Here is a 23478-nt window from a genome sequence, read left to right as displayed (position 1 = left end):
GGCCCCTTGGTCAAGCGGTTAAGACACCGCCCTTTCACGGCGGTAACACGGGTTCGAATCCCGTAGGGGTCATCAAGCATTTGAAACGAAATTACTTCGTTTTAAATGCTTTTTTTATGTGGAAAATGGCAACACTTAATGAAAAGAGAAATGCATTGAAATAGTACAATATGTATGAAAATAGCTGGAAAAATCTTAAGAATAATGTAAAATGAAAAAGTAATAGTTATTATTACCTTGTAAATTTAGAGAGTAATACATTTTAATAAGAAATAATATACGTATTGAATTAATTTGCGGAATATTCGTTTATTTTGAAATTGGAAATAATACGTTGCAATGTGGTAATTATAAAAATAGAGAGAGGAGGCAATGTGAGAAAATAAGCAACGACTATATCTTTATAGATATTTTCTTACATTGTTAAAAGCTTATGATTATCGTACATACTGAGTCAAATGCATTTACTGCGATTAATTGGGAGGAAATAGCTGCGATAGAAACGATTGAAAATAAAATAGACGAAAGGCTTGAAATATTTGCGACGCGAATTTACACATATGAAAATATTTACTACTCACCCCTCTCTGTAGAAAGGTTTTTAAATGCAATTTGTCAATTAGGCGGTGCTACATATAGGGGGCGTGTTTCAGCAGCTCGTAGAATACTGCGATTAAAAAGAAGAGCCCCACTTCTTATTGGATACGCACCTACGAGCATTATTGCATTACCATTGCCTAAAATAACGAAAAAAGGTGTTATCTATTTATTTATACCTCATCGATTTCCGTATAAAATAACATTGGTGGATTCTACCACTGTTAAAATTTTAGTAAATCATTCTGTTTCTTTATCGATTAGTTTGAGTGAGCGGACGTTTAAAAAGCGGCTAACTCAAGTTAAAGTATTAGAACAATTTGTCAAGTTGATAGAAGAAGATATATGATATAATGAAGCTTACTTAACGTGAGGAGGTAGGCTGCAAAGTAGTTTGCAGTAACACAGATGATTAAAAGAATAGAATCTACACAAAATGCATTGATTAAACATTGGAAAAAAATAGCGACGACACGTAAAGAGCGAGAAAAAACGCAAACATTCATCATAGAAGGTTTTCACTTAGTAGAAGAAGCGTTAAAAAATAAAGCGCAAATTGTACAACTGATTGTTCGTGAAGGTGTGGATTTACCATTACTATGGGATATTGACGATATTGCGATGGTAGAAGTGACAGCTGCAGTTGCTAAAGAATTTGCAGAAACAGAGAGTTCACAAGGTGTGTTTGCCGTATGTAAGCAAATCGAAACAGTAGCACAAAAATTTAATCGTGTATTATTGATTGATGCTGTGCAAGATCCAGGCAATATTGGAACGATGATTCGTACAGCAGATGCCGCTGGTATGGATGCTGTTGTTTTAGGTACGGGATGTGCAGATGCTTACAATCCAAAAACTTTGCGTTCTGCTCAAGGATCGCACTTCCACATTCCAATCCTGCGTGAAGATTTAATATCTTATGTAGATACGCTAGAGATACCGATATACGGGACCGCTTTAGAACAAGCTGTAGACCTAAATAAAATTCAAGCGCAAGAAAAGTTTGCATTAATTGTAGGCAATGAGGGTAGTGGCATAAACCCTCAGCTATTAAGTAAGACGAATCAAAACATTATGATACCGATGCGCGGCGGTGCAGAGTCACTAAATGTCGCTGTAGCTACGGGTATTTTACTTTATACACTCGTGAAAGCTTGACTTATAAAATGACTTTCGTATAATGAAGTATGAATAATAAATAAATGCATAAATCAAGAATTAGTAAAGGTAGAAGCACTTTGTAGGGAGTATGAGCCATAGACTGTAAGCTCATTAAAGTAGCCTATTTTGAATTCGTCTTGCTAGCAGCATAGCTAAAACTATGCCGGCTTCCCAAAGTCGTTAACAAAATGAAGTGACTGTTGATACAGTAACTAGGGTGGTACCGCGATTAATCCTCGTCCCTTTTTTAGGGGCGGGGTTTTTTTATGCATTTTTCACTATTTAAGGAGGCATTATAGAATGGAGAAACGCTTACAAGAATTAAAAGAAGAAGTATTACAAAAAATTAAAGCTACGTTAAATTCAAAAGAGTTAAACGAAGTACGTGTTGCGTATTTAGGTAAAAAAGGACCGATTACGGATTTATTAAAAGGGATGGGTAAACTGTCACCTGAAGAACGCCCAAAAATGGGTGCACTTGTTAATGAAATGCGCCAAAAAGTAACGGAAGTATTAGAAGAACACGCTGAAAAGCTTGAGCAACAAGCAATTGCTGAACAATTAGCGAGTGAAGCAATTGACGTAACGTTACCAGGTCGTACGGTGCGTATCGGTAATCGCCACCCACTATCACGCGTAGTAGAAGAGATTGAAGATTTATTTATGGGGATGGGTTATGAAGTTGCTGAAGGGCCTGAAGTAGAACGCGACTATTATAACTTTGAAGCGCTTAACTTACCAAAGGGTCACCCAGCGCGTGATATGCAAGATACGTTTTATATTTCCGAGGAAATATTATTACGTACGCATACGTCACCTGTACAAGCTCGTACAATGGAGAAAAAAGAAGGAGCGAATGTTCGCATTATTTGCCCAGGTAAAGTTTTCCGCCGTGACAGTGATGACGCGACACACTCACACCAATTTATGCAAATTGAAGGCCTAGTTGTAGCAGAAGGCATCCGTATGAGTGACCTAAAAGGAACGCTCGATTTATTTGCGAAGAAAATGTTTGGACAGGACCGCGAAATTCGTTTACGCCCGAGTTTCTTCCCGTTTACTGAGCCATCTGTAGAGATGGATATTTCATGCTTTAAATGTGGCGGCTCAGGCTGTAACGTATGTAAGCAAACAGGCTGGATTGAAGTACTAGGTGGCGGTATGGTTCACCCTAATGTACTTGAAAAAGCAGGTTATGATTCAACGAAGGTAACAGGTTTTGCATTCGGTATGGGTGTAGAGCGTATTGCGATGTTAAAATACGGCGTTGATGATATTCGCCATTTCTATACAAATGATGTTCGTTTCTTATCACAATTCCAAGAAACTGAAGCGTAAGGAGGAAGCAAAATGTTAGTATCATTAAATTGGTTAAAAGAGTATGTAGATACATCAGCATTAACAGATGCAGAATTAGCGGAGCGTATTACACGTTCGGGTATTGAGGTAGACGCTGTTATTGACAGTTCATATAATATGAGCAATGTTGTAATCGGTCATGTAGAAGCGAAAGAAAAGCACCCAGAGGCGGATAAACTAAGTATTTGTCAAGTGAATGTTGGTGCAGATGAGTTACAACAAATTATTTGCGGTGCACCAAATGTCGATGCAGGACAAAATGTTATTGTTGCACTACCAGGTGCTGTATTACCAGGTGGTATGAAAATAAAAAAAGCGAAATTACGTGGCGAAGTATCAAACGGTATGATTTGTTCACTGCAAGAGCTTGGTGTAGAAAGTAAATTAGTACCTAAAGCATATGCTGAAGGTATTTATGTTATTGCAAGTGATGTAGCACCAGGTACAGATGCGCTTGATTACTTACACTACCGCGATACCATTTTAGAATTAGACCTAACGCCAAACCGTTCAGACGCACTATCAATGCTAGGTGTAGCGTACGAAGTAGCGGCTATCTTAAATACAACTGTAACATTACCAAATACAGCAATTACGCCTATTGCAGCGAAAGCAAGTGATAAATTATCACTACGTGTAGAGGATACACATGCTAACCCAATGTACGTAGCTAAAGTTGTACAAAACGTCAAAGTACAACCTTCACCGCTTTGGTTACAACAACGCTTAATGGCAGCTGGTGTACGCCCATTAAATAATGTAGTAGACATTACGAACTTTGTATTAATGGAATATGGTCAACCTTTACACGCATTTGACTATGACCGTTTACAAACAGGCGAGATTGTTGTGCGTAAAGCAACAGAAGGCGAAAAAATCGTGACGCTTGATACACAAGAGCGTACATTACAAGCGACAGATTTAGTTATTACAAATGGTAAAGAGCCAGTAGCTATCGCAGGTGTTATGGGCGGTGCTAACTCTGAGGTAACAGATGAAACGACAACAGTAGTGATTGAGGCAGCTTACTTTGAAGGACAAGGCGTACGCCAAACATCACGTCGCCTAGGGCTTCGTTCAGATTCTTCAGCACGTTTTGAAAAAGGTGTTGACCCTAACCGCGTTCAAAAGGCAGCAGACCGCGCTGCAAGTTTATTAGTGGAGCTTGCTGGTGGCGAGGTATTAGCAGATGACGTTGTTTTTGATGAGTTAAATAAAGAAGAAAAACAAATTATTGTTTCACCAGACTTTGTTAACGCACGTTTAGGTATGAAAATTTCGATGGATGAAATGAAAGGAATCCTTGAGCGCCTACAGTTTGGCGTTACTGCAGAGAATGGTAAGTTAACATTAGCTGTACCAACACGTCGTCAAGATATTGTAATTGCTGAAGATATCGTAGAAGAAATTGCACGTTTATATGGTTATGATCAAATTCCAATGACGTTACCACAAGGGGCAACACAAATTGGTAAGTTAACACCATACCAAGCAGACCGTCGTGTCGTACGTGATGTAATGGAAGGCGCAGGTCTTTACCAAGCGATGACTTACTCATTAACGTCATCAGTAGCTGCGCAAAAATATGCGCTGAAAAAAGCACCTGTGACAAAATTATTAATGCCAATGAGTGAAGAGCGTAGCACATTACGTCAAAGCTTAATTCCTTCATTAGTAGAGTCAGTTGCGCATAACGTAGCACGCAGCAATAACTCAGTAGCACTATATGAAGTAGGTTCTGTATTCTTAGGACAAAACGAGCATGGTCAACCTTATGAAGAAGAACACGTAGCAGCTGTTATTACAGGTAAGTGGCTAGACCATGCATGGCAAGGTGAAACGAAACAAGTTGACTTCTTCGTATTAAAAGGTGTAATTGAAGCATTAATGATAAAACTAGGTTTACATGAGCGTATTAGCTTTGTCAAAGCCGAAGTGGATGGTCTGCATCCAGGACGTACAGCACATATTTTATTAGACGGTGAAATGGTCGGTTTAATCGGCGGCTTACACCCAGCAACACAAAAAGAGGCAGGCGTTAAAGATACGTATGTCATGGAGCTTAACTTATTTGCGTTACTTGCAGCAGCTAATGATAAACCATTATTAAGCTATACGGCTGTACCTCGTTTCCCAGGGATGTCACGTGACATTGCATTAGTGATGAACAAGGACACAGCTGCAGGTGAAGTCGTAGCAGCGATTAAGCAAGCAAACGTAAAATTACTACAAAATATTACGGTATTTGACGTTTATGAAGGCGATAAAATGGCAGAAGGTAAAAAGTCAGTTGCCTTCTCATTAACTTACCTTGACCCTGAGCATACACTTAAGGACGAAGAAGTTGTAGCTGCGCACAATAAAGTGTTAAAGGCAATTGCTACAATTGAAGGCACTGAAGTTCGATAATAAGACGGTTTATGTAGATGCAGTAAAAACAGCAGCGTGGTATGATTCACTACCAAGCATTGCGCATAGCGCGCACTGTGGTTGTGAGGATTGTTGTGTGTATGTGGAGCATATTAAGCATGTTTCCCCCGAGCTACAGGCATTTTTTACAACGCTTGGCTTAGACCCGACAAAAGAGGCAGAGGTATGGTGCGCTGATCCTGATGAGTTATATTACGTAGCAGATTACCATGTTAGCGGCGAAATACAAAGTGTCAGTGAGCTTGAGTGGTTTACGATAGGCGAGGCTAGTATTGGCATTACGAACGTTACAACTTTGCCAAGTGCAATGATTCCTGCATCATTTACCTTACCATTGCTTGAAATTATTATTAAACTATCCTTTAGGAGCGGCGCTTAATGCCGCTCCTTATTTTTATAGCTGTAACATTCACAAGTTAAGGTATTTCGTGTTATCATTATAGATAGCTTTTTATATTAGGGTGCGCAATAGCGTTGGGGAGGTGCTATGCTTGGAAAAAAATCGAATTACGGTAGAAATTTACGGTAATACCTATAATATGGTAGGTCTTGAATCGGTTGAGCATATGCGTCTTGTAGCAAAAACTGTAGATCGCCGTATGCGAGAACTTAAATCCAAAAACCCTTCGCTTGATAGTATTCAGCTGGCGGTACTAACCGCAGTTAATGCAGTAAATGAGCAACTGTTACTAGAGGAAGAGCTGAGAAAATTAAAGGATTGAAGTGAATGTTAGATATTTGTATAGTGCTTATGCTAGCTGTAAGCTTTTTTATTGGTGCAAAGAGAGGATTAGCTATGCAGGCGATGCATATCGGTAATATGGCAATCGCAAGTGTAGTAGCTATTATTTTTTATAAAGCGTTAGCGGAAAAGTTTGTGTTTTGGGTACCGTATCCTGGCATAGACCCCGCTGTAAAGACAGCAGTCGACTTTACAAATGTAGATATGGACAATACGTTTTATCGCATACTTGCATTTGCAGTCATTTATTTTAGCGTTATGCTTGTTGGTAAGCTAATTATTTCGATGTTTGATTATGTCGCATATATTCCTTATTTTCCTTCAACGAGCCGTATTGGCGGTGCGTTACTGGGCATGGTAGAAATGTATGCAGCGCTATATATGATTGTTTATCTGATTGCTATGTTGCCGTTTGACTTTATTCAAGCGCGTACAAACAACTCATTATTTGCGAATTTCCTTTTAGAATACACACCAATTATCGCGCAGATCGCAAAAAAACTATGGTATGTTTATATGTAACTGAAAACAAGGCACTTCTCAATGTGGGAAGTGCCTTTCATTATAGGAGGCCGTTATGAATAAAAAACAAATCATCACAACTTTAGAACAAATCGCGCTCTATATGGAAGTAAAAGGAGAAAACCCCTTTAAAATTTCAGCTTATCGTAAGGCAGCAAGTGCATTAGAAACGGACGTGCGTTCGATTAATGAGATTGACGATGTCACAAAAATTAAAGGGATTGGCAAAGGAACAGGTGAAGTTATTACAGAGCTCATTACTACGGGTGAAACGAGTGTACTTGTAGCTTTACAAAATGAAATTCCAGCTAGTTTGATGCAATTATTAAAAGTACCTGGGCTCGGAGGTAAACGAATTGCCACTTTATATAATGAATTAGGCATTGATAGTATTAAGCGTCTTGAGCAAGCTTGTGAAGCAGGTGAAGTGCGATTATTACCAGGTTTCGGCGCTAAAACGGAAGAGAAGTATTTAGCAGGTATCGCTCAATTGACAAAGCGTGCAGAACGTCATGCGATTTGGGAAATTGAACCTATCGTCGAAGAAATTAGTAAACAATTGTCGCAAAGTTTGTACGTACAGCGTTTTTCGGTAGCAGGAAGTTACCGCCGTACAAATGAAACGAGTAAAGACGTTGATTTTATTATAGCGACCAATGAACCGCAAAAATTGCGTGATGAACTGCTAAATGCTTTGGCAATAGAAGAAGTTATAGCTGCTGGCGATACAAAAGTATCAGTAGTATTAGCAAACGAAGCGCTTATGCCTATTGATTTTCGTTTTGTAACAGCACAACAATACGCTACGGCATTGCATCACTTCACAGGTTCGAAGGAACATAATGTACGCATGCGTCAGCTTGCTAAGGAGCGCGGGGAAAAAATTAGCGAATATGGAGTTGAACAACCTGATGGTACAGTGCTGACCTTCCCTACTGAACAAGCTTTTTTTGCTCACTTCAATTTGCCTTTCATTCCACCTGCATTGCGTGCGGGGCATGAAGAATTTGAGCGCGAGTTACCAATACAAGCAACAATTAAAGCGGATCTTCATATGCATACGACATGGTCAGACGGTGCAAGCTCCATTGCGGAAATGGGTGATGCCTTACAACAAAAGGGGTATAGCCATGCCGTAATTACCGACCACTCGCAATTTTTGGCTGTAGCGAACGGTTTAACGCCAGCGCGTCTAAGACAACAACGTTTAGAAATCGAAGCATATAATAAAGCGCATCCAAATTTCCGTCTTTTTGCAGGGACAGAGATGGATATTTTACCTGATGGCACACTCGATTTTGAAGACGATGTGCTACGCGAGTTAGATTTTGTCATTGCTGCGATCCATTCTAGCTTCAATCAAACGGAGGAACAGATTATGACCCGTATGTATACGGCTATGCAAAACCCTTATGTGCATATGATTGCGCATCCAACAGGCCGTATTATTGAAAAACGCGAAGGTTATGCTGTAAATATGCCGCAATTGATTGCATGGGCTAAACAATATGGTAAAATTTTAGAGTTGAATGCAAATCCATATCGTTTGGATTTATGTGAAGCCCATTTACGTATGGCAGTAGAAGCAGGTGTACCTATTGCGATTAATACAGATGCACATAGCATTGAGCAATTGGCTTATATGGATGTAGGTGTGCGCTATGCGCAAAAAGCTTATATACCTCAAGAGTTGCTCGTTAATACATGGACACGCGAGCAATTCGAACAATTTATAATGAGATAAGGGAGGTGTCTTCAATGATTGCACAGCGCGCATTGAAAACACTAGAGTACGATAAAATAATTACAGAAGTCGCAAAACATTGTACGTCATCGATTGGAAAAACCGCGATTGAACAGTTACAACCAGCGACCGAATTTGATAAAGTAGTAACACTATTGCAAGAGATGGATGAAGGGCTAGCTATTTTACGTGTCAAAGGCAATGTACCATTAGGTGGTATTTTTGATATTCGTCCTAGCGCAAGACGCGCGCAAATCGGCGGCATACTGAGCGCAATGGAGTTAATGGAAATTTCAAGCACGATTCGCGCTAGCCGCATTTTGCGTGAGTTTATTGAAGAAATCGAGGAAGAAGCTACCATTGAGATTCCTCTATTTATCGAGAAAAAAGAACAAATTCCAGCGTTAACCGGTTTGCAAAATGAAATTAATATGTGTATTGATGATAACGGTGCTGTTACCGATAGTGCAAGCCAAGCGTTGCGGAGTATTCGTCAATCGCTCCGAGCAGAAGAGGGACGTGTACGCAGTAAGCTTGAAAGTTTAATTCGTGGTAGTAACGCAGCAAAAATGCTTTCGGATCAAATTGTTACAATTCGTAACGACCGCTTTGTTATTCCTGTGAAACAAGAGTACCGTTATCATTACGGCGGTATCGTACACGATCAATCTGCTTCAGGTCAGACGCTCTTCATTGAACCAGATGCTGTCGTACAAGCAAATAACGAAGTGCAACGTTTAAAAGTAAAAGAGAAAGAAGAAGTAGAGCGCATTTTGCAAGCGCTAAGTTTGCTCGTACAAGAAGTAGCACCTGTATTATTTAATCTTGTTAAATTACTAGGCGAAATTGATATGATTTTAGCAAAAGGAAAATATGGTCAAGCGAATAAATGCACAATGCCGAAAATGAATAAAGAAGGACATATTCGTTTAATACGGGCAAGACACCCATTGATTCCAATTGAGACAGCGGTTGCTAATGATATTGAATTTGGTGAAAATGTTACAGCGATCGTTATTACCGGACCTAATACGGGTGGTAAGACAGTTACATTAAAAACGGTGGGACTGTGTACATTAATGGCACAAGCAGGCTTACCTGTACCAGCGTTAGATGGCTCAGAATTAGCTGTATTTGAGCAATTGTTTGCCGATATAGGAGATGAACAGTCGATTGAGCAGTCCTTATCTACGTTTTCTTCACATATGGTGAACATTGTAGATATTCTACAAAAATTCGATGAACGCTCATTAGTATTGTTTGATGAATTAGGCGCAGGGACAGATCCTCAAGAAGGTGCAGCACTTGCGATTGCTATTTTAGATGAAGTGCATGCACGTGGTGCGCGAGTTATGGCAACGACTCACTATCCCGAGCTAAAAGCTTATGGTTATAACCGACCGGGTGTAGTGAATGCCAGCGTCGAGTTTGATGTAGAGACGCTAAGTCCAACGTACCGTTTATTAATTGGCGTACCAGGGCGTTCAAATGCCTTTGAAATTTCAAGTCGACTAGGTTTACCTGTATCTATTATTAATCATGCTAAAACATTTACAGGTACAGATAGTAGAGAAGTTGAGTCGATGATTGCTTCGCTTGAAGCTTCGCGAAAACAATCGCAACAAGATGCTGAGCAAGCAGCTAGGTTAGTAGCAGAAGCGGAGGCGATGCGTCTTGATTTACAAACGCAACTTGCAGCCTATGAAGCGAAAAAAGAGCAGTTGCTTGAAAAAGCAAAAGACAAGGCACGTACCATCGTAAATGATGCGCGACATGAGGCTGAGGAAGTCATTCATGATTTGCGTAATATGAAACAAAAAACAGTGAAAGAGCATGAATTAATTGAAGCGAAAAAACGTTTAGAAGAAGCCGCGCCAAAAGAAAATCGTGTATTAAAGCGAGCAGCAGCGGTAAAAGCACGTAACCAAAACTTACAAGTCGGTGATGAAGTGCGTGTTATTTCATATAATCAACGTGGTACCTTAGCTGAAAAAGTCGGCAAAAAACATTGGATTGTAGCTGTTGGTATGATGAAGATGAAACTACCTGAATCAGAGCTAGAGTATATTAAGCCAGAAAAAGAGCCTGTTGCAACTTCTTCCTTACGAACAAGCCGTTCAGCGGTAAAATTAGATTTAGATTTACGTGGTGAGCGTTATGAGGATGCGCTTCACAAAACAGAAAAATATCTTGATGACGCTCTGCTTGCGAATTACCATCAAGTATCGATTATCCATGGTAAAGGAACGGGGGCTTTGCGTGAAGGCATTCAAAGTTATTTAAAACGCCACCCTCGCGTAAAAAGTTATCGCTTTGGTGAGCCAGCAGAAGGAGGCTATGGCGTCACAGTTGTAGAGTTGAAATAAGGAGGTAGCAACAATGGCTGGACGTAGTTTTTGGCAATATCCTATTGTAGAAACGGCAGGCTATTTTAGCGTTGTAGTATTATGCCTAGTTGTAGCTATGGCATTGTTTGAAGTAGTGACAAAATATCAAAATTGGCATGAGATTAGAAAAGGAAATATTGCAGTAGCGTTAGCCACTGGTGGCAAAATTATGGGAGTGTGCAATATTTTTCGCTACTCTGTCGAACGTCACAGCTCATTTGGTGAAATGATAGCATGGGGGATATTTGGATTTATTTTGTTAATTTTCGCGTATTATTTATATGAATTTTTAACGCCTATGTTTAAGGTCGATGAAGAGATTGAAAATGGGAATATTGCGGTAGGTTTAATCTCATTTACGATTTCAGTAGGACTATCATTTATTATTGGTGCAAGTATTGTAGTATAAGGAGCGACTTTTTATGGAAAAATTAGCGAAAGTGTTAATCGTCGTTTGTATTGTGTTTGTACTCGTAGGCGTATATTGGATGTTACAACAATAAGGCAAAACAACCTATACTTGAATGTGTAGGTTGTTTTTTAATTGTTTAGAAAAATAAATACTAGGGAAAAAGATGAATTACAATTCATTAAAATAATCGTAAAATACAAAATATTCTGTTTACCATTGTATATCTTGTAAAATTTACGTATAATCAAAAGAAAAAATGCAGATAGGGAAAGGAGTAATTTTTATGGTAGAAAAATTATGGTGGAACAATTACCCAAAAGAAGTACCGTATTCGTTGTCCTATGATCCTGTGCCAATCCAAACATTTTTAACGCGAGCTTATGAACAAAATCCAGAGAAAGTTGCGATTCACTTTTTAGGAAAAACACTTACGTATCGTGAACTATATGAAAGCGCACTAAAATTCGCGAATTATTTACAAGCGATGGGAATGCAAAAGGGAGATCGTTTAGCGATTATGTTACCCAACTCGCCTCAAAGTGTAATCGCTTATTACGGTGCGATGTATGCAGGTGTAATCGTTGTACAAACTAACCCTCTTTATACGGAGCGGGAGTTAGCCTATCAGCTTATTGATAGTGGAGCTATCACAATTTTAGCTCTTGATGCGCTGTATCCACGCATTATGAAAGTGAAAAATGAAACAGCGTTACAAGATGTTATTATTACATCCATTAGCGATTACTTACCTTTCCCTAAAAACCGCATTTACCCCATGATACAACGTAAACAAATGGGTATTACAGCGCATGTAAAACACGGGGGTTATCATCATTTATTTAAAGAGATTATGAATAGCATGAGTGCAACACCTATTGCGTTACCTTTTGATTATGAGGAAGATATCGCGCTGTTACAATATACAGGCGGTACGACGGGGCATCCTAAAGGTGTTATGTTAACACATAAAAATTTAACAGCAAATGTCCAAATGTGTGATGCTTGGCTTTATAAAACAAAGCATGGCGAAGAAGTCATTATGGGAGTGTTACCATTTTTCCATGTTTATGGTATGACAACTGTAATGTTGCTAAGTGTTTACACAAATAGTAAGATGGTATTATTACCGAAATTTGATGCAGCGACAACCTTAAAAACTATTGATAAACAACGACCTACTTTATTCCCTGGCGCGCCTACGCTTTATATTGGTTTATTAAATCATCCACAGCTTGCTAAATATGACTTAACGTCGATTAAAGCATGTATTAGTGGCTCTGCATCATTACCTGTTGAAGTGCAACAGAAATTTGAAGCGGCTACTGGCGGTAAACTTGTAGAAGGGTATGGGCTGACAGAGACGTCGCCTGTAACGCATGCTAATAATATTTGGGGACGCCGTGTCAGCGGTTCAATTGGTATTCCTTGGCCTGATACGGATGCTAAAATCGTGCGTGTTGGTGACCATAAACCATTGCCTTGTGGAGAGATTGGCGAGTTGATTGTCAAAGGACCACAAGTTATGAAAGGTTATTGGCATCGACCTGAAGACACCCAAGCAACATTTACAGAAGATGGCTGGTTATTAACAGGAGATTTAGGTTATATGAACGAAGAGGGCTACTTCTTTATTGTAGACCGTAAAAAAGATATGATTATTGCAGGTGGCTTTAATATTTATCCTCGCGAAGTAGAAGAGGTATTATATGAGCATGAAGCGGTGCAAGAATGTGTCGTGATTGGAATACCTGATAGTTATCGAGGCGAAACGGTAAAAGCTTTTATTGTGTTAAAAGAAGGATATACGACGACGCCTGACGAATTTAATCAATACTGCAGAAAAAATTTAGCCGCATATAAAGTGCCAAGACATTATGAATTCCGTAAAGAACTACCAAAGACAGCGGTGGGGAAAATATTACGACGTACGCTCGCAGAAGAGGAAAAAATGAAAATAGCGAGCGAACAAGCGCAGTAACGATGATTGTTGTTGACAAAAAAATAAAACTTATATAATATAAGAGATATGAATGAATGGTCATTCATATCTCTTTATTTTTTTGGTGGTGATAGACATGAAGCGCGATAAACCGAAGTATAAGCAAATTATTGATGCCGCTGTAATCGTTATTGCTGAAAATGGCTACCATCAAGCACAAGTTGCTAAAATAGCAAAGCAGGCTGGCGTTGCTGACGGTACCATTTACCTTTACTTTAAAAACAAAGAAGATATTTTAATTTCGATGTTTGAAGAAAAGATGGGTGTATTTACCGAGTCATTACAAGCTATAATAGAAAATGGAGGCACGTCTTCCGATAAATTATGCTTGATGATCGAAAATCACTTCAAGGTACTAGCAAAAGATCAGCATTTAGCAACTGTAACCCAATTAGAGTTAAGGCAATCAAATAAAGAACTTCGTTTAAAAATTAACGGAATATTAAGAGAATATTTGAAGCTACTCGATGAAATTTTAATTGAAGGTATGCTAAGTGGCGAGTTTAATCCTACGATGGATGTTCGTCTAGCGCGTCAAATGGTATTTGGTACTATCGATGAAACGATTACATCGTGGGTGATGAATGACGCTCGCTATGATTTATTATCTGTAATACCTAAAGTGCAAACATTATTATTAAAAGGGATTCAAGCTTAAAAAGGGGTGTAAGAAAATGGAGTTTTTAACTTGGAAAGTAGAAGATGGTGTAGCGATTGCAACGATTAATCGCCCACCAGCAAATGCTTTATCACGTGGGATGATTCAAGAGGTTAATGAGCTTTTGAATGAAGTTGAAAACGATGACGCAGTACGTGTGGTAGTACTTCACGGTGAAGGGCGCTTTTTCTCGGCAGGCGCAGATATTAAAGAGTTCACTGAAGTAAGCGACGGCGCTGAATTTACTAAATTAGCCGAAGCTGGACAAACTGTTTTTGAGCGCTTGGAGTCATTTTCGAAGCCGGTATTAGCAGCCATTCATGGTGCTGCACTCGGTGGTGGCTTAGAGTTAGCGATGGGATGTCATATTCGCTATGTAGCAAAAGATGCAAAACTAGGGTTGCCAGAGTTGCAACTGGGATTAATTCCAGGCTTTGGTGGCACGCAACGTTTACCGCGTTATGTAGGCACAGCAAAAGCAGCAGAAATGCTTTTCACAAGCGAACCAATTTCAGGAGAAGAAGCGGTGCAGTGGGGATTAGCAACACGTGCTTTTGAAGCTGAAAATTTAGTACAAGAAACCATTGCGATTGCTAAAAAGATGGCAAAGAAGAGCCCAATAGCTTTAGCACAAGCTATTACCATGTTAGGTTATGCGAAGCCCGCTTCATTTTATGAGGGCATTAAAGCAGAAGCAGCGAGTTTCGGTAAAGTATTTGTATCTGAGGACGCAAAAGAAGGTATTCAAGCTTTCCTTGAAAAAAGAGCACCACAATTTACAGGAAAATAACTTCATTTTTCAGTAAATTGTGTTATGTTAAATAAAGTAATTAATAAATAAGCTTCAGGAGGTCTACTAATATGAACATTTATGCATTAGTGAAACGTACATTTGATACAGAGGAAAAAATCGTCGTATCTGGCGGAAAGATTCAAGAAGATGGTGCAGAATTCATCATTAACCCATACGATGAGTATGCGGTAGAAGAGGCAATCCAATTACGTGATGCACACGGTGGTAAAGTTACAGTTTTAACATTAGGTGGCGAAGATGCAGAAGAGCAACTACGCAAAGCTTTAGCAATGGGTGCAGACGAAGCAGTATTAATTAACACTGAAGATGACTTAGATGAGCTCGATGAGTACGCAGCAGCGACACTTATCGCAGAGTACTTAAAAGACAAAGAAGTTGATATCATTATCGCAGGTAACGTAGCGGTAGATGGTGGATCGGGTCAAGTAGGACCACGTGTAGCAGATTTATTAGATATTAACTATGTAACGACAATTACTAGCCTTGAAATTGACGGGGATGTTGTAAAAATCGTCCGCGATATTGAAGGCGACTCAGAAATTTTAGAGACAGCACTACCATTACTTGTAACGGCACAACAAGGGTTAAATGAACCACGTTACCCATCTTTACCAGGGATTATGAAGGCGAAAAAGAAACCGCTTGAAGAACTGGAATTAGATGATTTAGATATCGATGAAGATGATGTTGAAGTGAAAACAGAAACGGTTGATATTTTCTTACCAGCACAAAAGGCAGCAGGTCGCGTTTTAGAAGGCGATATCGCTGACCAAGTGAAGGAATTAGTTAACTTATTACACACAGAAGCAAAAGTAATTTAATCGAAGTTTAGGTAACGGAGGGAATAAATTATGACAAAAAAAGTATTAGTGTTAGGTGAAGCGCGTGAAGGTAGCTTACGTAACGTATCATTTGAAGCGATTGCAGCTGCTAAAACAGTAGCAAATGGCGGCGAAATTGTAGCTGTCTTATTAGGAGATACAGTTGCGGATTTAGCAAAAGAAATGGTGGCATACGGCGCAGATCGCGTTATTACGGTAGAACATCCACATTTAAAACAATATACATCAGACGGTTATAGCCAAGCAGTAATGGCTGTCATTGAGCAAGAAAATCCAGAAGGTATTGTCTTTGGTCATACAGCACTAGGTAAAGATTTATCGCCAAAAATCGCTAGTAAGTTACAAGCAGGTTTAGTATCAGATGTAACTTCAATTGAGAGCGATGGCGATGAGCATACTTTCATCCGTCCAATTTATTCGGGTAAAGCTTTCGAAAAAATTAAAATTAAAGACGGTGTAACATTCTTTACGGTACGACCTAATAATATTGCACCACTTGAAAAAGACGATAGCCGTTCAGGCGACGTATCAAGCTTAGCAGTAGATATTACAAACTTACGTACAGTCATTAAAGAAGTTGTTCGTAAGTCTACAGACGGTGTTGACCTATCTGAAGCAAAAGTAGTTGTAGCAGGTGGTCGCGGTGTTAAATCTTCTGAAGGTTTCGAACCATTAAAAGAGCTAGCGGATTTATTAGGTGGCGCAATCGGTGCTTCACGTGGTGCATGTGACGCTGATTATTGTGATTACTCATTACAAATTGGTCAAACAGGTAAAGTAGTAACACCAGACCTTTATATCGCTGCAGGTATTTCAGGCGCGATTCAACATTTAGCAGGTATGTCTAACTCAAAAATTATCGTAGCTATTAATAAAGATCCAGAAGCTAACATTTTCAATGTAGCAGACTATGGTATCGTAGGCGACTTATTTGAGGTACTACCTTTATTGATTGAAGAGTTTAAAAAAGTAAAACAATCATAAGATTATAAGTAATGATAAGGGGGACGCTACAAGTTATGCGTTCCCTCTTTTTACTGAAAGGAAGCATACATAATTATGAAACATTTAGCTTTTGCGACACTGACATTATTGGCGTTAACAGGTTGCCAACAAGCGGAAAAACCAGCAGCTGAAGCCGTCAATCAATCACAAACGGCAACGGAAGAAAAAAAGTATACTAAGGTAAGTGACTTGCAGCAACCATTAAAAGCAACGTATAAAGAATTTGACGTGTATTTAGTTAGTGTAGAAGATGAAGGGCACTTTTATATGGCTAAAAAAGGTGAGGATCGAGTAGTACAACAAAATTTAAGTGGGCCGTTTGTTCATAAGGGGGAAGAACAATTGGTCACAACGACTATCGGTAACGAAACTTTTTTAATGTATAAGACGGCTACAGATACACCGATGGTAGCGCTTTTTGTTATAGATGAAGGTGCGTTAAAAATCGTCCCAATCAACGGCAGCGATTATGTTATAGCAAATCATAGTGTTAAGCAAATCGATGGTGGTAAACTGCAATATGCGATTTATGGCAAAGGGCATTTAACGTTTAAAACCGTTGAATACGACGCTAACACGCAAGCTTTTACTTTGCTGGCTGAAGAAACAATAAGTGATGAGCAACAAATGGAAAGTGCTATGGCGGCTTGGACAACGAACGAGGCTTATTATCATCCTTATCCACAAATTGATATTCATGAAGCAATACGTAATATTAGTCAGTATGGCTATTATATTTACCCTAATACCACAGAGGGTATAGATATTGATGTCTTAACGAGCCAACGTCCTGACTATAATTTTCCTGATGAATACTTTGAAGGCGGTAAGTACATTCATTACGGCACCGGTGAATATGTCTTTTTCGACCCAAATACAAATTTAATTAGTGGTTTATGGCTTTCGGGCAGTGGATTAAAAAATACTTCCTATGCGGACTTTATCGCTACAACAACGTTGCCTTACCACCAAGAATACGACCAATTTTTCTCAGCGCAAAGCGTCGCATTACCAGACGGGGTAAGGCTTCTACTCGATGACACGAGCACGAATGTTACGATGGTTATGAAATACTGAGCATATTATTCGCTTATTTAAAATACCCCCTGTATACTACAGTTATAGTTAATCCAAAGGAGGAAATAAACAATGGCAGTAATTAATGCAACAGATGCAAACTTTCAAGATGCAATTAAAGAAGGCGTAGTACTAGTAGATTTTTGGGCAGCATGGTGCGGTCCATGTAAAATGATTGCTCCGGTACTTGACGAGTTAGCTACAGACCTAGAAGGTAAAGCTAAAGTAGTTAAAGTAAACGTTGACGAAAACCAAGGTACAGCTTCTCAGTACCAAATCATGTCAATCCCATCACTACTATTATTCAAAGATGGTGAGCTTGTAGAAAAAACAATGGGCTTCCAACCAAAAGAAGCTTTACAAGCATTCGTTGAAAAACACCTATAATTATCATTAACGATACGCCGAGCGCTCAAGCAGTGCTCGGCTTTGTTGTCGTTAGGGGGATATGCGATGAATGAAATGATCACACATAAATTAGCGCTATTACCTGATTTACCAGGATGCTATTTGATGAAGGATAGCCAAGGCACCGTTATTTATGTAGGTAAGGCTAAAATACTGAAAAATCGTGTGCGCTCCTACTTTACAGGTAGCCATGACGGCAAGACAGCGCGTTTAGTAAGTGAAATAGATGATTTCGAATACATTATTACTTCTTCAGATTTAGAAGCGTTAATTTTAGAGCTTAATCTCATAAAAAAACATGATCCTAAGTATAATATCATGTTAAAAGATGATAAAACTTATCCTTATTTGAAAATTACGAATGAGCGTTATCCGCGACTCATTACGACAAGAAAAGTAAAAAAAGACCGCGCTAAATATTTCGGGCCTTATCCTAATGCTTACGCTGCAAATGAAACGAAAAAGTTGTTAGATCGTATTTATCCGCTTCGAAAATGTGCTACTATTCCTAAACGTGTATGTCTTTATTATCACCTCGGCCAGTGCTTAGCTCCGTGTGAAAAAGAAGTAACATCAGCAGAAATGAATGAAGTCGTGGCACAAATTACACACTTTTTAAATGGTGGTGTCGATGATGTGCGGGCGTCACTTGAACAAAAAATGCTAGCAGCAGCAGAGGCGCTAGAGTTTGAACGCGCAAAGGAATTACGCGACCAAATTACGCATATTGATACGATTATGCAAAAGCAAAAAATGATTATGCGAGATAAGTCTAATCGCGATATTTTTGGTTACGCTGTGGATAAAGGTTGGATGTGCGTACAAGTGTTTTTTGTACGCCAAGGTAAATTAATTGAGCGAGATGTTTCTATATTTCCGATTTATAGAGAACCGGATGAAGAGTTTTTAACATTTGTCGGACGCTTTTATGACAAGCCAGAGCACTTTAAACCAACAGAAATCTTATTGCCACAAGGCGTTGATGCTAAACTGTTAACAGAGCTATTGCAAACGAAAGTAACGATACCGCAACGCGCCCAAAAGAAAGAACTTGTAGCCTTAGCAGAAAAAAATGCGCGCGTAGCATTAGATGAAAAGTTTAAAATTATTGCACGTCAAGAAGAACGAACAGTCGGCGCATGCGATGAGTTAGGCGCCGCTATGAATAGTAAGCCACCTCTCCATATTGAAGCATTTGATAACAGTCATATGCACGGAGCAGATGCAGTATCTGCGATGGTTGTATTTATTGATGGGAAGCCTGATCGCAAAGCCTACCGTAAGTTTAAATTACGCGATACAGCAAGCCATGATGATTACGGAGCAATGCGAGAAGTTTTACGCCGTCGTTATAAGCGTGTATTAATCGAAGGTTTACCGCTACCCGATTTAATTATAGTAGACGGTGGTAGAGGGCAACTTACTGTAGCGAAAGAAATAATTGAAGATGAACTAGGATTAAACGTCCCGATAGCAGGTTTAGCTAAAAATGAAAAGCATCAAACAGCGGAGCTTTTATACGGAGATCCTCCAGAACTTATTCCGCTTAAGCGAACGAGTGACGGGTTTTATTTATTGCAACGTATTCAAGATGAAGTACACCGTTTTGCGATTACTTTTTTACGTCAACAGCGAGAGAAGCAAGTTATTCAATCAGTATTAGACAATATTGAAGGTGTCGGACCTAAACGAAAACAACAATTATTGCAACATTTTGGTTCTATAAAAAAAATTAAAGCAGCAGATGAACAAGCGTTGCGCGAAGCGGGAATGACAGAGAAGCTGGCAACTACTATCTATGCATTTTTCAGACAATAGCGTTGCGTGTTAAATTAGAGTATGCTATGGTTAATACACAAATTCATAATTTGAGATAGAGGCGCAAGTTTCAAGAGTAGATAATCGTAGAGTGAACAAACTTTTTGATGATTATTGAAAGGGACCCTTGCCGAAGCACGACTGCGTTGTTCCGTAGTAGTAGCTGGTTTTGCATTAAATAAGTGTAAAACTGTCGAAATAATCATTTCGTTGCGCTATCTGCCATGAACACGTAACACAGTACATGATAGACAGCTAATGCGAAATGCATAGGCTGTCTTTTTTTATGGAGAAAGGAAGTGTAGCTATGAAAACAGTAGTAGTAAAAGTTGGCGTTTCAGCAATGCAATCAGAAGAGCGCATCGAGCAGGCCGCACAATATATCGAAGCATTAAAGGAGCAAGGCAATCGTGTGGTTGTTGTAGCTTCAGGTATGGCGAAGGAGAAGTCGACATTGCTCGCACCTATTGCGAAATGGACAGCGAACGCTTTGCAACGAGAGCAAGCGATGCTTATGGCAACGAGCTCACAAATTGCAGCGAGTAGTTTAGCGGTAGCATTACAGGCTAGAGGTCATGCTTCAACAGCGCTGACAGCCCAGCAAGCAGGTGTTAAAACAGACGCTAAGTACCAACATGCTCGCATTACCGCTATTCAAACGACAAAAATTGAAACATTACTTGCACAAGGCAGTATTGTTACTATCGCAGGGCGTCAAGGTGTAGCAAACGGAGAATTAACGTATTTAGGCGATGGGGGCTCTGCTACATTAGCTGTTGCCTTAGCCCATTATTTACAAGCAACACATGTTATTGTTTTAGCGAAAGATAGCATTTACACAGCAGACCAAGCGATAATACCGCGCGCGCAGCGCATGGCAGAAATCTCATTTGACGAAATGCTAGAGTTTGCGCATTTAGGTGCAAATTTACTACATCCACGCTCAGTAGAACTTGCTAAAAAATACAATGTTAAAATTTTTATTCAAGCGTTAACTGAACAACACGGTACTTGGGTGAAGGGGGAAAAAGATATGGAAAAAGAAATGATCGTGCGAGGTGTAGCATATGAAGCAGATATCGTACGCTTGACAGTAGGATACGACTCAAATCAGGAGGTATCACTCGCTTCTTTGTTTACAACCTTAGCCAAACATCACATTAATGTTGATATTATTGTGCAAGCGACGATGCATCAAGCTGCACAAACCGTATCATTCTCTATCGAAAAAACACAGTTTGCAGAAGCACTAAAAGTGTTAGAAGACAATAAGCAACAGCTAGGTTTTACATTTGCTGATTTTGAGATTGGGTTAGCTAAAGTATCCATCATTGGTTCGGCGATGGCTTCAAATCCAGGGGTAGCAGCAAGTATGTTTGATCGTTTACGCAAGGAGAAAATTGCAGTCAAAATGGTAAGTACATCAGAGATTAAAGTGTCTGTCGTTGTACCGCAAGAAGATATGGTGCGTGCGGCACAAGCTTTGCATGATGAGTATCATTTGTAACAACAAGCAAAGTCGTAGCCTTTATTGGCTATTGCTTTGCTTTTTTTATCCCTAATGGTCTCTTAATTTAGCTTTGCAACGCAGTATAATGCTGACTAACATAAGCTGAAGTACCCTAAAATTAGGATTTCGCATCGTTTTGAGGTGTAGTGAGATGGGATGGCTAAGTAAATGAGAGAAAGCGTTAGCAGTAAAGAAATATGCTTGCAAGTATGTGCTTGTTCTAAGCAACGCCAATCACATATTAGGTTTTTGTAAATTTACTTATGAAAACATTGACAATTGCGAGAAAATTCACTACTTTTGAAGTAGGCCATATTATGGACGTAACCGTAAAGGAAGAAGGGACTTAGTGAATGTTTCGTAAAAAAAGTATGACCCCGCCCACAACGATTAGTGAGCAACAACATACTGCTGTGTTACAAGAGCTTGCGCAACTGAAACAAGCTATGCAACAAAAGGAAGATGCCTTAGATGTGAAAAATGCATTGCTTGATTTTGTGCTCGCTCATATTGAGCTAATTAATTTTCAAACGATGCTTAATATTGAACGCGTAGCAGATGGTGTACATATGATTTCAAGTAATTGCCGTCAACTAGCAGCGAGTAGTGAAGAAATGTTGACGACCGAACAAACGATTAATGCTAATATGCAGGAAGTACAAGCTATTGCGCAAGAGCTGACTATGCGTATGCAAGAAGTGGTAGCTTCGAGTGCGAAGGTAAGTTATCGTATTACAGATGGTAAGCAAGCGATGGAATATTTACATAATGAATTGTTAAAAATGAATGATATTACGACGAGTGTATCGTCTATTGCAGACCAAACGCGTCTGTTAGCATTAAATGCTTCTATTGAAGCTGCGCGTGCAGGTGAGCACGGGAAAGGTTTTAGCGTTGTTGCATCTGAAGTAGGAAAATTAGCTAATCACTCTAAAGAATCATTGAGTGAAGTAGTAACGATACGCGCAGTTATCGAAGAGCGCTCAACTGAAGTTACGCATAATATGCAACATGTAGAAAAATTTACGCTAAAGCTCGTAGATGAGGTAAAGCGAGATGTTACTACTTTAGGAACGACAGTAGATCAATTACAAGAAGCTTCTGTCGGCTTAGATGAAATGACTCAGGCGTCTGAGCAGTCTGCAGTAGCTATTGAACAATTAGCGCAAGTGACAGAAGATCTCTCTGAAACTAGCCGTTTTTCTCAAATGATTCAAGAGCAATTTTCTCAAGTAATGGCGACGGTATGTCCAACGATTGAAGCACCACGTCAAGCGTCACTTATTAGCCAATTAAGTGCGCGCTTAAGTGATCATGCTAACTTTTTGCGAGCGACTATTGCTAAAGCTGGCAAGGGCGGCGTTGTAGCAGCGCATACCGAGTGCAAATTTGGGCGCTGGTACTATGAGAACAAAGCAAACTTCGGTCATATCCGTGCTTTTCAAGCTATTGAAAAACCGCATGAATATGTCCACTTAGCAGGTCAGCAACTTTTGGCGCAAGCAAGCATTCAAAATGTAAGGGAATTTGTACAACATTCATTAGCTATTTTGCAAGGCTTTATTGAGCTAATTGATGTATTGCGTAAAACGGCACATGCTTCATAAAATAATGCTGAGACAAAAGTAAAAGAACCATAAAAAACGAAGGATGATGAAATGTCATCCCCTTCGTTTTTTTAACGTCTTTCCGAAAGAAGTCTCCCATCCTCAAGGAATGTGAAGGTGCGAATAGCACCAATGAGTAGGTGGGGGATGAATTTCGGTTGGCTTTAGCCAAAGCTTATAATATAATCAGTCTTAGATGTAACAAAGGATTGATATCACAATGAAATTAGATAGTAATAATCATTCAGTATTCTTAATGCATTATCATCTTGTACTGGTTGTGAAATATCGGATACAAGTTTTTGACAATGAATTATCTGATTTTGCAAAAGAAATGTTCATTAAGATTGGAAGTAAATACAACATTTCTTTAGTGGAATGGAATC

21 protein-coding genes, 1 tRNA gene, 1 riboswitch and 1 other annotated feature are annotated in these 23478 nt (G+C 39.3%); all 22 genes read left to right on the top strand.

Translation table 11 applies throughout. The features are described from left to right. A tRNA-Glu gene (locus DDE80_RS10685) sits at positions 1–72 on the top strand. 361 nt (positions 73–433) lie between these two features. Beyond that, positions 434–946, top strand: a complete 513-nt coding sequence (locus DDE80_RS10680; RefSeq protein ID WP_108307643.1) for a competence protein ComK — start codon at positions 434–436, stop codon at positions 944–946. A gap of 62 nt (positions 947–1008) precedes the next feature. After that, entirely contained in the window at positions 1009–1755 is a 747-nt protein-coding gene (locus DDE80_RS10675) for a TrmH family RNA methyltransferase (RefSeq protein ID WP_108307645.1), read from the top strand. A gap of 40 nt (positions 1756–1795) precedes the next feature. Next, positions 1796–2005, top strand: a binding site (T-box leader). Positions 2006–2058: 53 nt separating this feature from the next. Then, on the top strand, positions 2059–3096 hold the full coding sequence (pheS, locus tag DDE80_RS10670) for a phenylalanine--tRNA ligase subunit alpha (RefSeq protein ID WP_108307641.1): 1038 nt from the start codon (positions 2059–2061) through the stop codon (positions 3094–3096). Between the two features lie 12 nt (positions 3097–3108). Further along, entirely contained in the window at positions 3109–5526 is a 2418-nt protein-coding gene (pheT, locus tag DDE80_RS10665; RefSeq protein WP_108307639.1) for a phenylalanine--tRNA ligase subunit beta, read from the top strand. Then, entirely contained in the window at positions 5495–5926 is a 432-nt protein-coding gene (locus DDE80_RS10660; protein ID WP_108307638.1) for a hypothetical protein, read from the top strand. The genes pheT and DDE80_RS10660 overlap by 32 nt, the downstream gene beginning before the upstream one ends. A gap of 112 nt (positions 5927–6038) precedes the next feature. Then, positions 6039–6269, top strand: a complete 231-nt coding sequence (zapA, locus tag DDE80_RS10655; RefSeq protein WP_427901809.1) for a cell division protein ZapA — start codon at positions 6039–6041, stop codon at positions 6267–6269. A 5-nt stretch (positions 6270–6274) separates the two neighbouring features. Beyond that, complete coding sequence (locus tag DDE80_RS10650) at positions 6275–6811, top strand: CvpA family protein (protein WP_108307635.1); 537 nt, start codon at positions 6275–6277, stop codon at positions 6809–6811. A gap of 55 nt (positions 6812–6866) precedes the next feature. After that, on the top strand, positions 6867–8555 hold the full coding sequence (gene polX, locus DDE80_RS10645) for a DNA polymerase/3'-5' exonuclease PolX (RefSeq protein WP_108307634.1): 1689 nt from the start codon (positions 6867–6869) through the stop codon (positions 8553–8555). A 14-nt stretch (positions 8556–8569) separates the two neighbouring features. After that, positions 8570–10921, top strand: coding sequence for an endonuclease MutS2 (locus DDE80_RS10640; RefSeq protein ID WP_108307633.1), 2352 nt, complete (start codon positions 8570–8572; stop codon positions 10919–10921). Positions 10922–10934: 13 nt separating this feature from the next. Then, the gene (locus tag DDE80_RS10635; protein ID WP_108307631.1) at positions 10935–11351 is read left to right on the top strand and encodes a DUF350 domain-containing protein; all 417 of its coding nucleotides are present in this window, start codon (positions 10935–10937) and stop codon (positions 11349–11351) included. Between the two features lie 286 nt (positions 11352–11637). After that, complete coding sequence (locus DDE80_RS10630; RefSeq protein WP_108307629.1) at positions 11638–13332, top strand: AMP-binding protein; 1695 nt, start codon at positions 11638–11640, stop codon at positions 13330–13332. Positions 13333–13429: 97 nt separating this feature from the next. Further along, positions 13430–14011: a fatty acid metabolism transcriptional regulator FadR gene (gene fadR, locus DDE80_RS10625; protein ID WP_108307628.1), complete on the top strand. Its 582-nt coding sequence runs from the start codon at positions 13430–13432 to the stop codon at positions 14009–14011. Between the two features lie 16 nt (positions 14012–14027). Then, the gene (locus DDE80_RS10620; RefSeq protein WP_108307618.1) at positions 14028–14801 is read left to right on the top strand and encodes an enoyl-CoA hydratase; all 774 of its coding nucleotides are present in this window, start codon (positions 14028–14030) and stop codon (positions 14799–14801) included. Positions 14802–14872: 71 nt separating this feature from the next. Then, positions 14873–15646 carry an electron transfer flavoprotein subunit beta/FixA family protein gene (locus DDE80_RS10615; RefSeq protein ID WP_108307616.1) on the top strand — a complete coding sequence of 258 codons (774 nt, stop codon included), beginning with the start codon at positions 14873–14875 and terminating at the stop codon, positions 15644–15646. 30 nt (positions 15647–15676) lie between these two features. Continuing rightward, positions 15677–16651, top strand: coding sequence for an electron transfer flavoprotein subunit alpha/FixB family protein (locus DDE80_RS10610; RefSeq protein ID WP_108307615.1), 975 nt, complete (start codon positions 15677–15679; stop codon positions 16649–16651). Positions 16652–16726: 75 nt separating this feature from the next. Further along, positions 16727–17749 (top strand): hypothetical protein, encoded by a 1023-nt coding sequence (locus DDE80_RS10605; RefSeq protein WP_108307614.1) that lies wholly within the window; start codon positions 16727–16729, stop codon positions 17747–17749. 72 nt (positions 17750–17821) lie between these two features. Continuing rightward, positions 17822–18136: a thioredoxin gene (trxA, locus tag DDE80_RS10600; protein ID WP_108307613.1), complete on the top strand. Its 315-nt coding sequence runs from the start codon at positions 17822–17824 to the stop codon at positions 18134–18136. A 66-nt stretch (positions 18137–18202) separates the two neighbouring features. Beyond that, positions 18203–19975, top strand: coding sequence for an excinuclease ABC subunit UvrC (uvrC, locus tag DDE80_RS10595; RefSeq protein WP_108307612.1), 1773 nt, complete (start codon positions 18203–18205; stop codon positions 19973–19975). A gap of 48 nt (positions 19976–20023) precedes the next feature. Further along, positions 20024–20201: riboswitch (Lysine riboswitch) on the top strand. 81 nt (positions 20202–20282) lie between these two features. Then, positions 20283–21482, top strand: a complete 1200-nt coding sequence (locus tag DDE80_RS10590) for an aspartate kinase (protein ID WP_108307611.1) — start codon at positions 20283–20285, stop codon at positions 21480–21482. 356 nt (positions 21483–21838) lie between these two features. Beyond that, positions 21839–23092 (top strand): methyl-accepting chemotaxis protein, encoded by a 1254-nt coding sequence (locus tag DDE80_RS10585; RefSeq protein WP_108307610.1) that lies wholly within the window; start codon positions 21839–21841, stop codon positions 23090–23092. 220 nt (positions 23093–23312) lie between these two features. Further along, a partial coding sequence (locus DDE80_RS10580) for a transposase (protein ID WP_201261524.1) occupies positions 23313–23478 on the top strand: 166 nt, incomplete at its 3' end.

It is taken from the genome of Metalysinibacillus jejuensis, from assembly GCF_003057615.1.
GTDB classification, from domain to species: Bacteria; Bacillota; Bacilli; order Bacillales_A; family Planococcaceae; genus Metalysinibacillus; species Metalysinibacillus jejuensis.
This window is presented reverse-complemented; position numbering and strand designations above follow the sequence as displayed.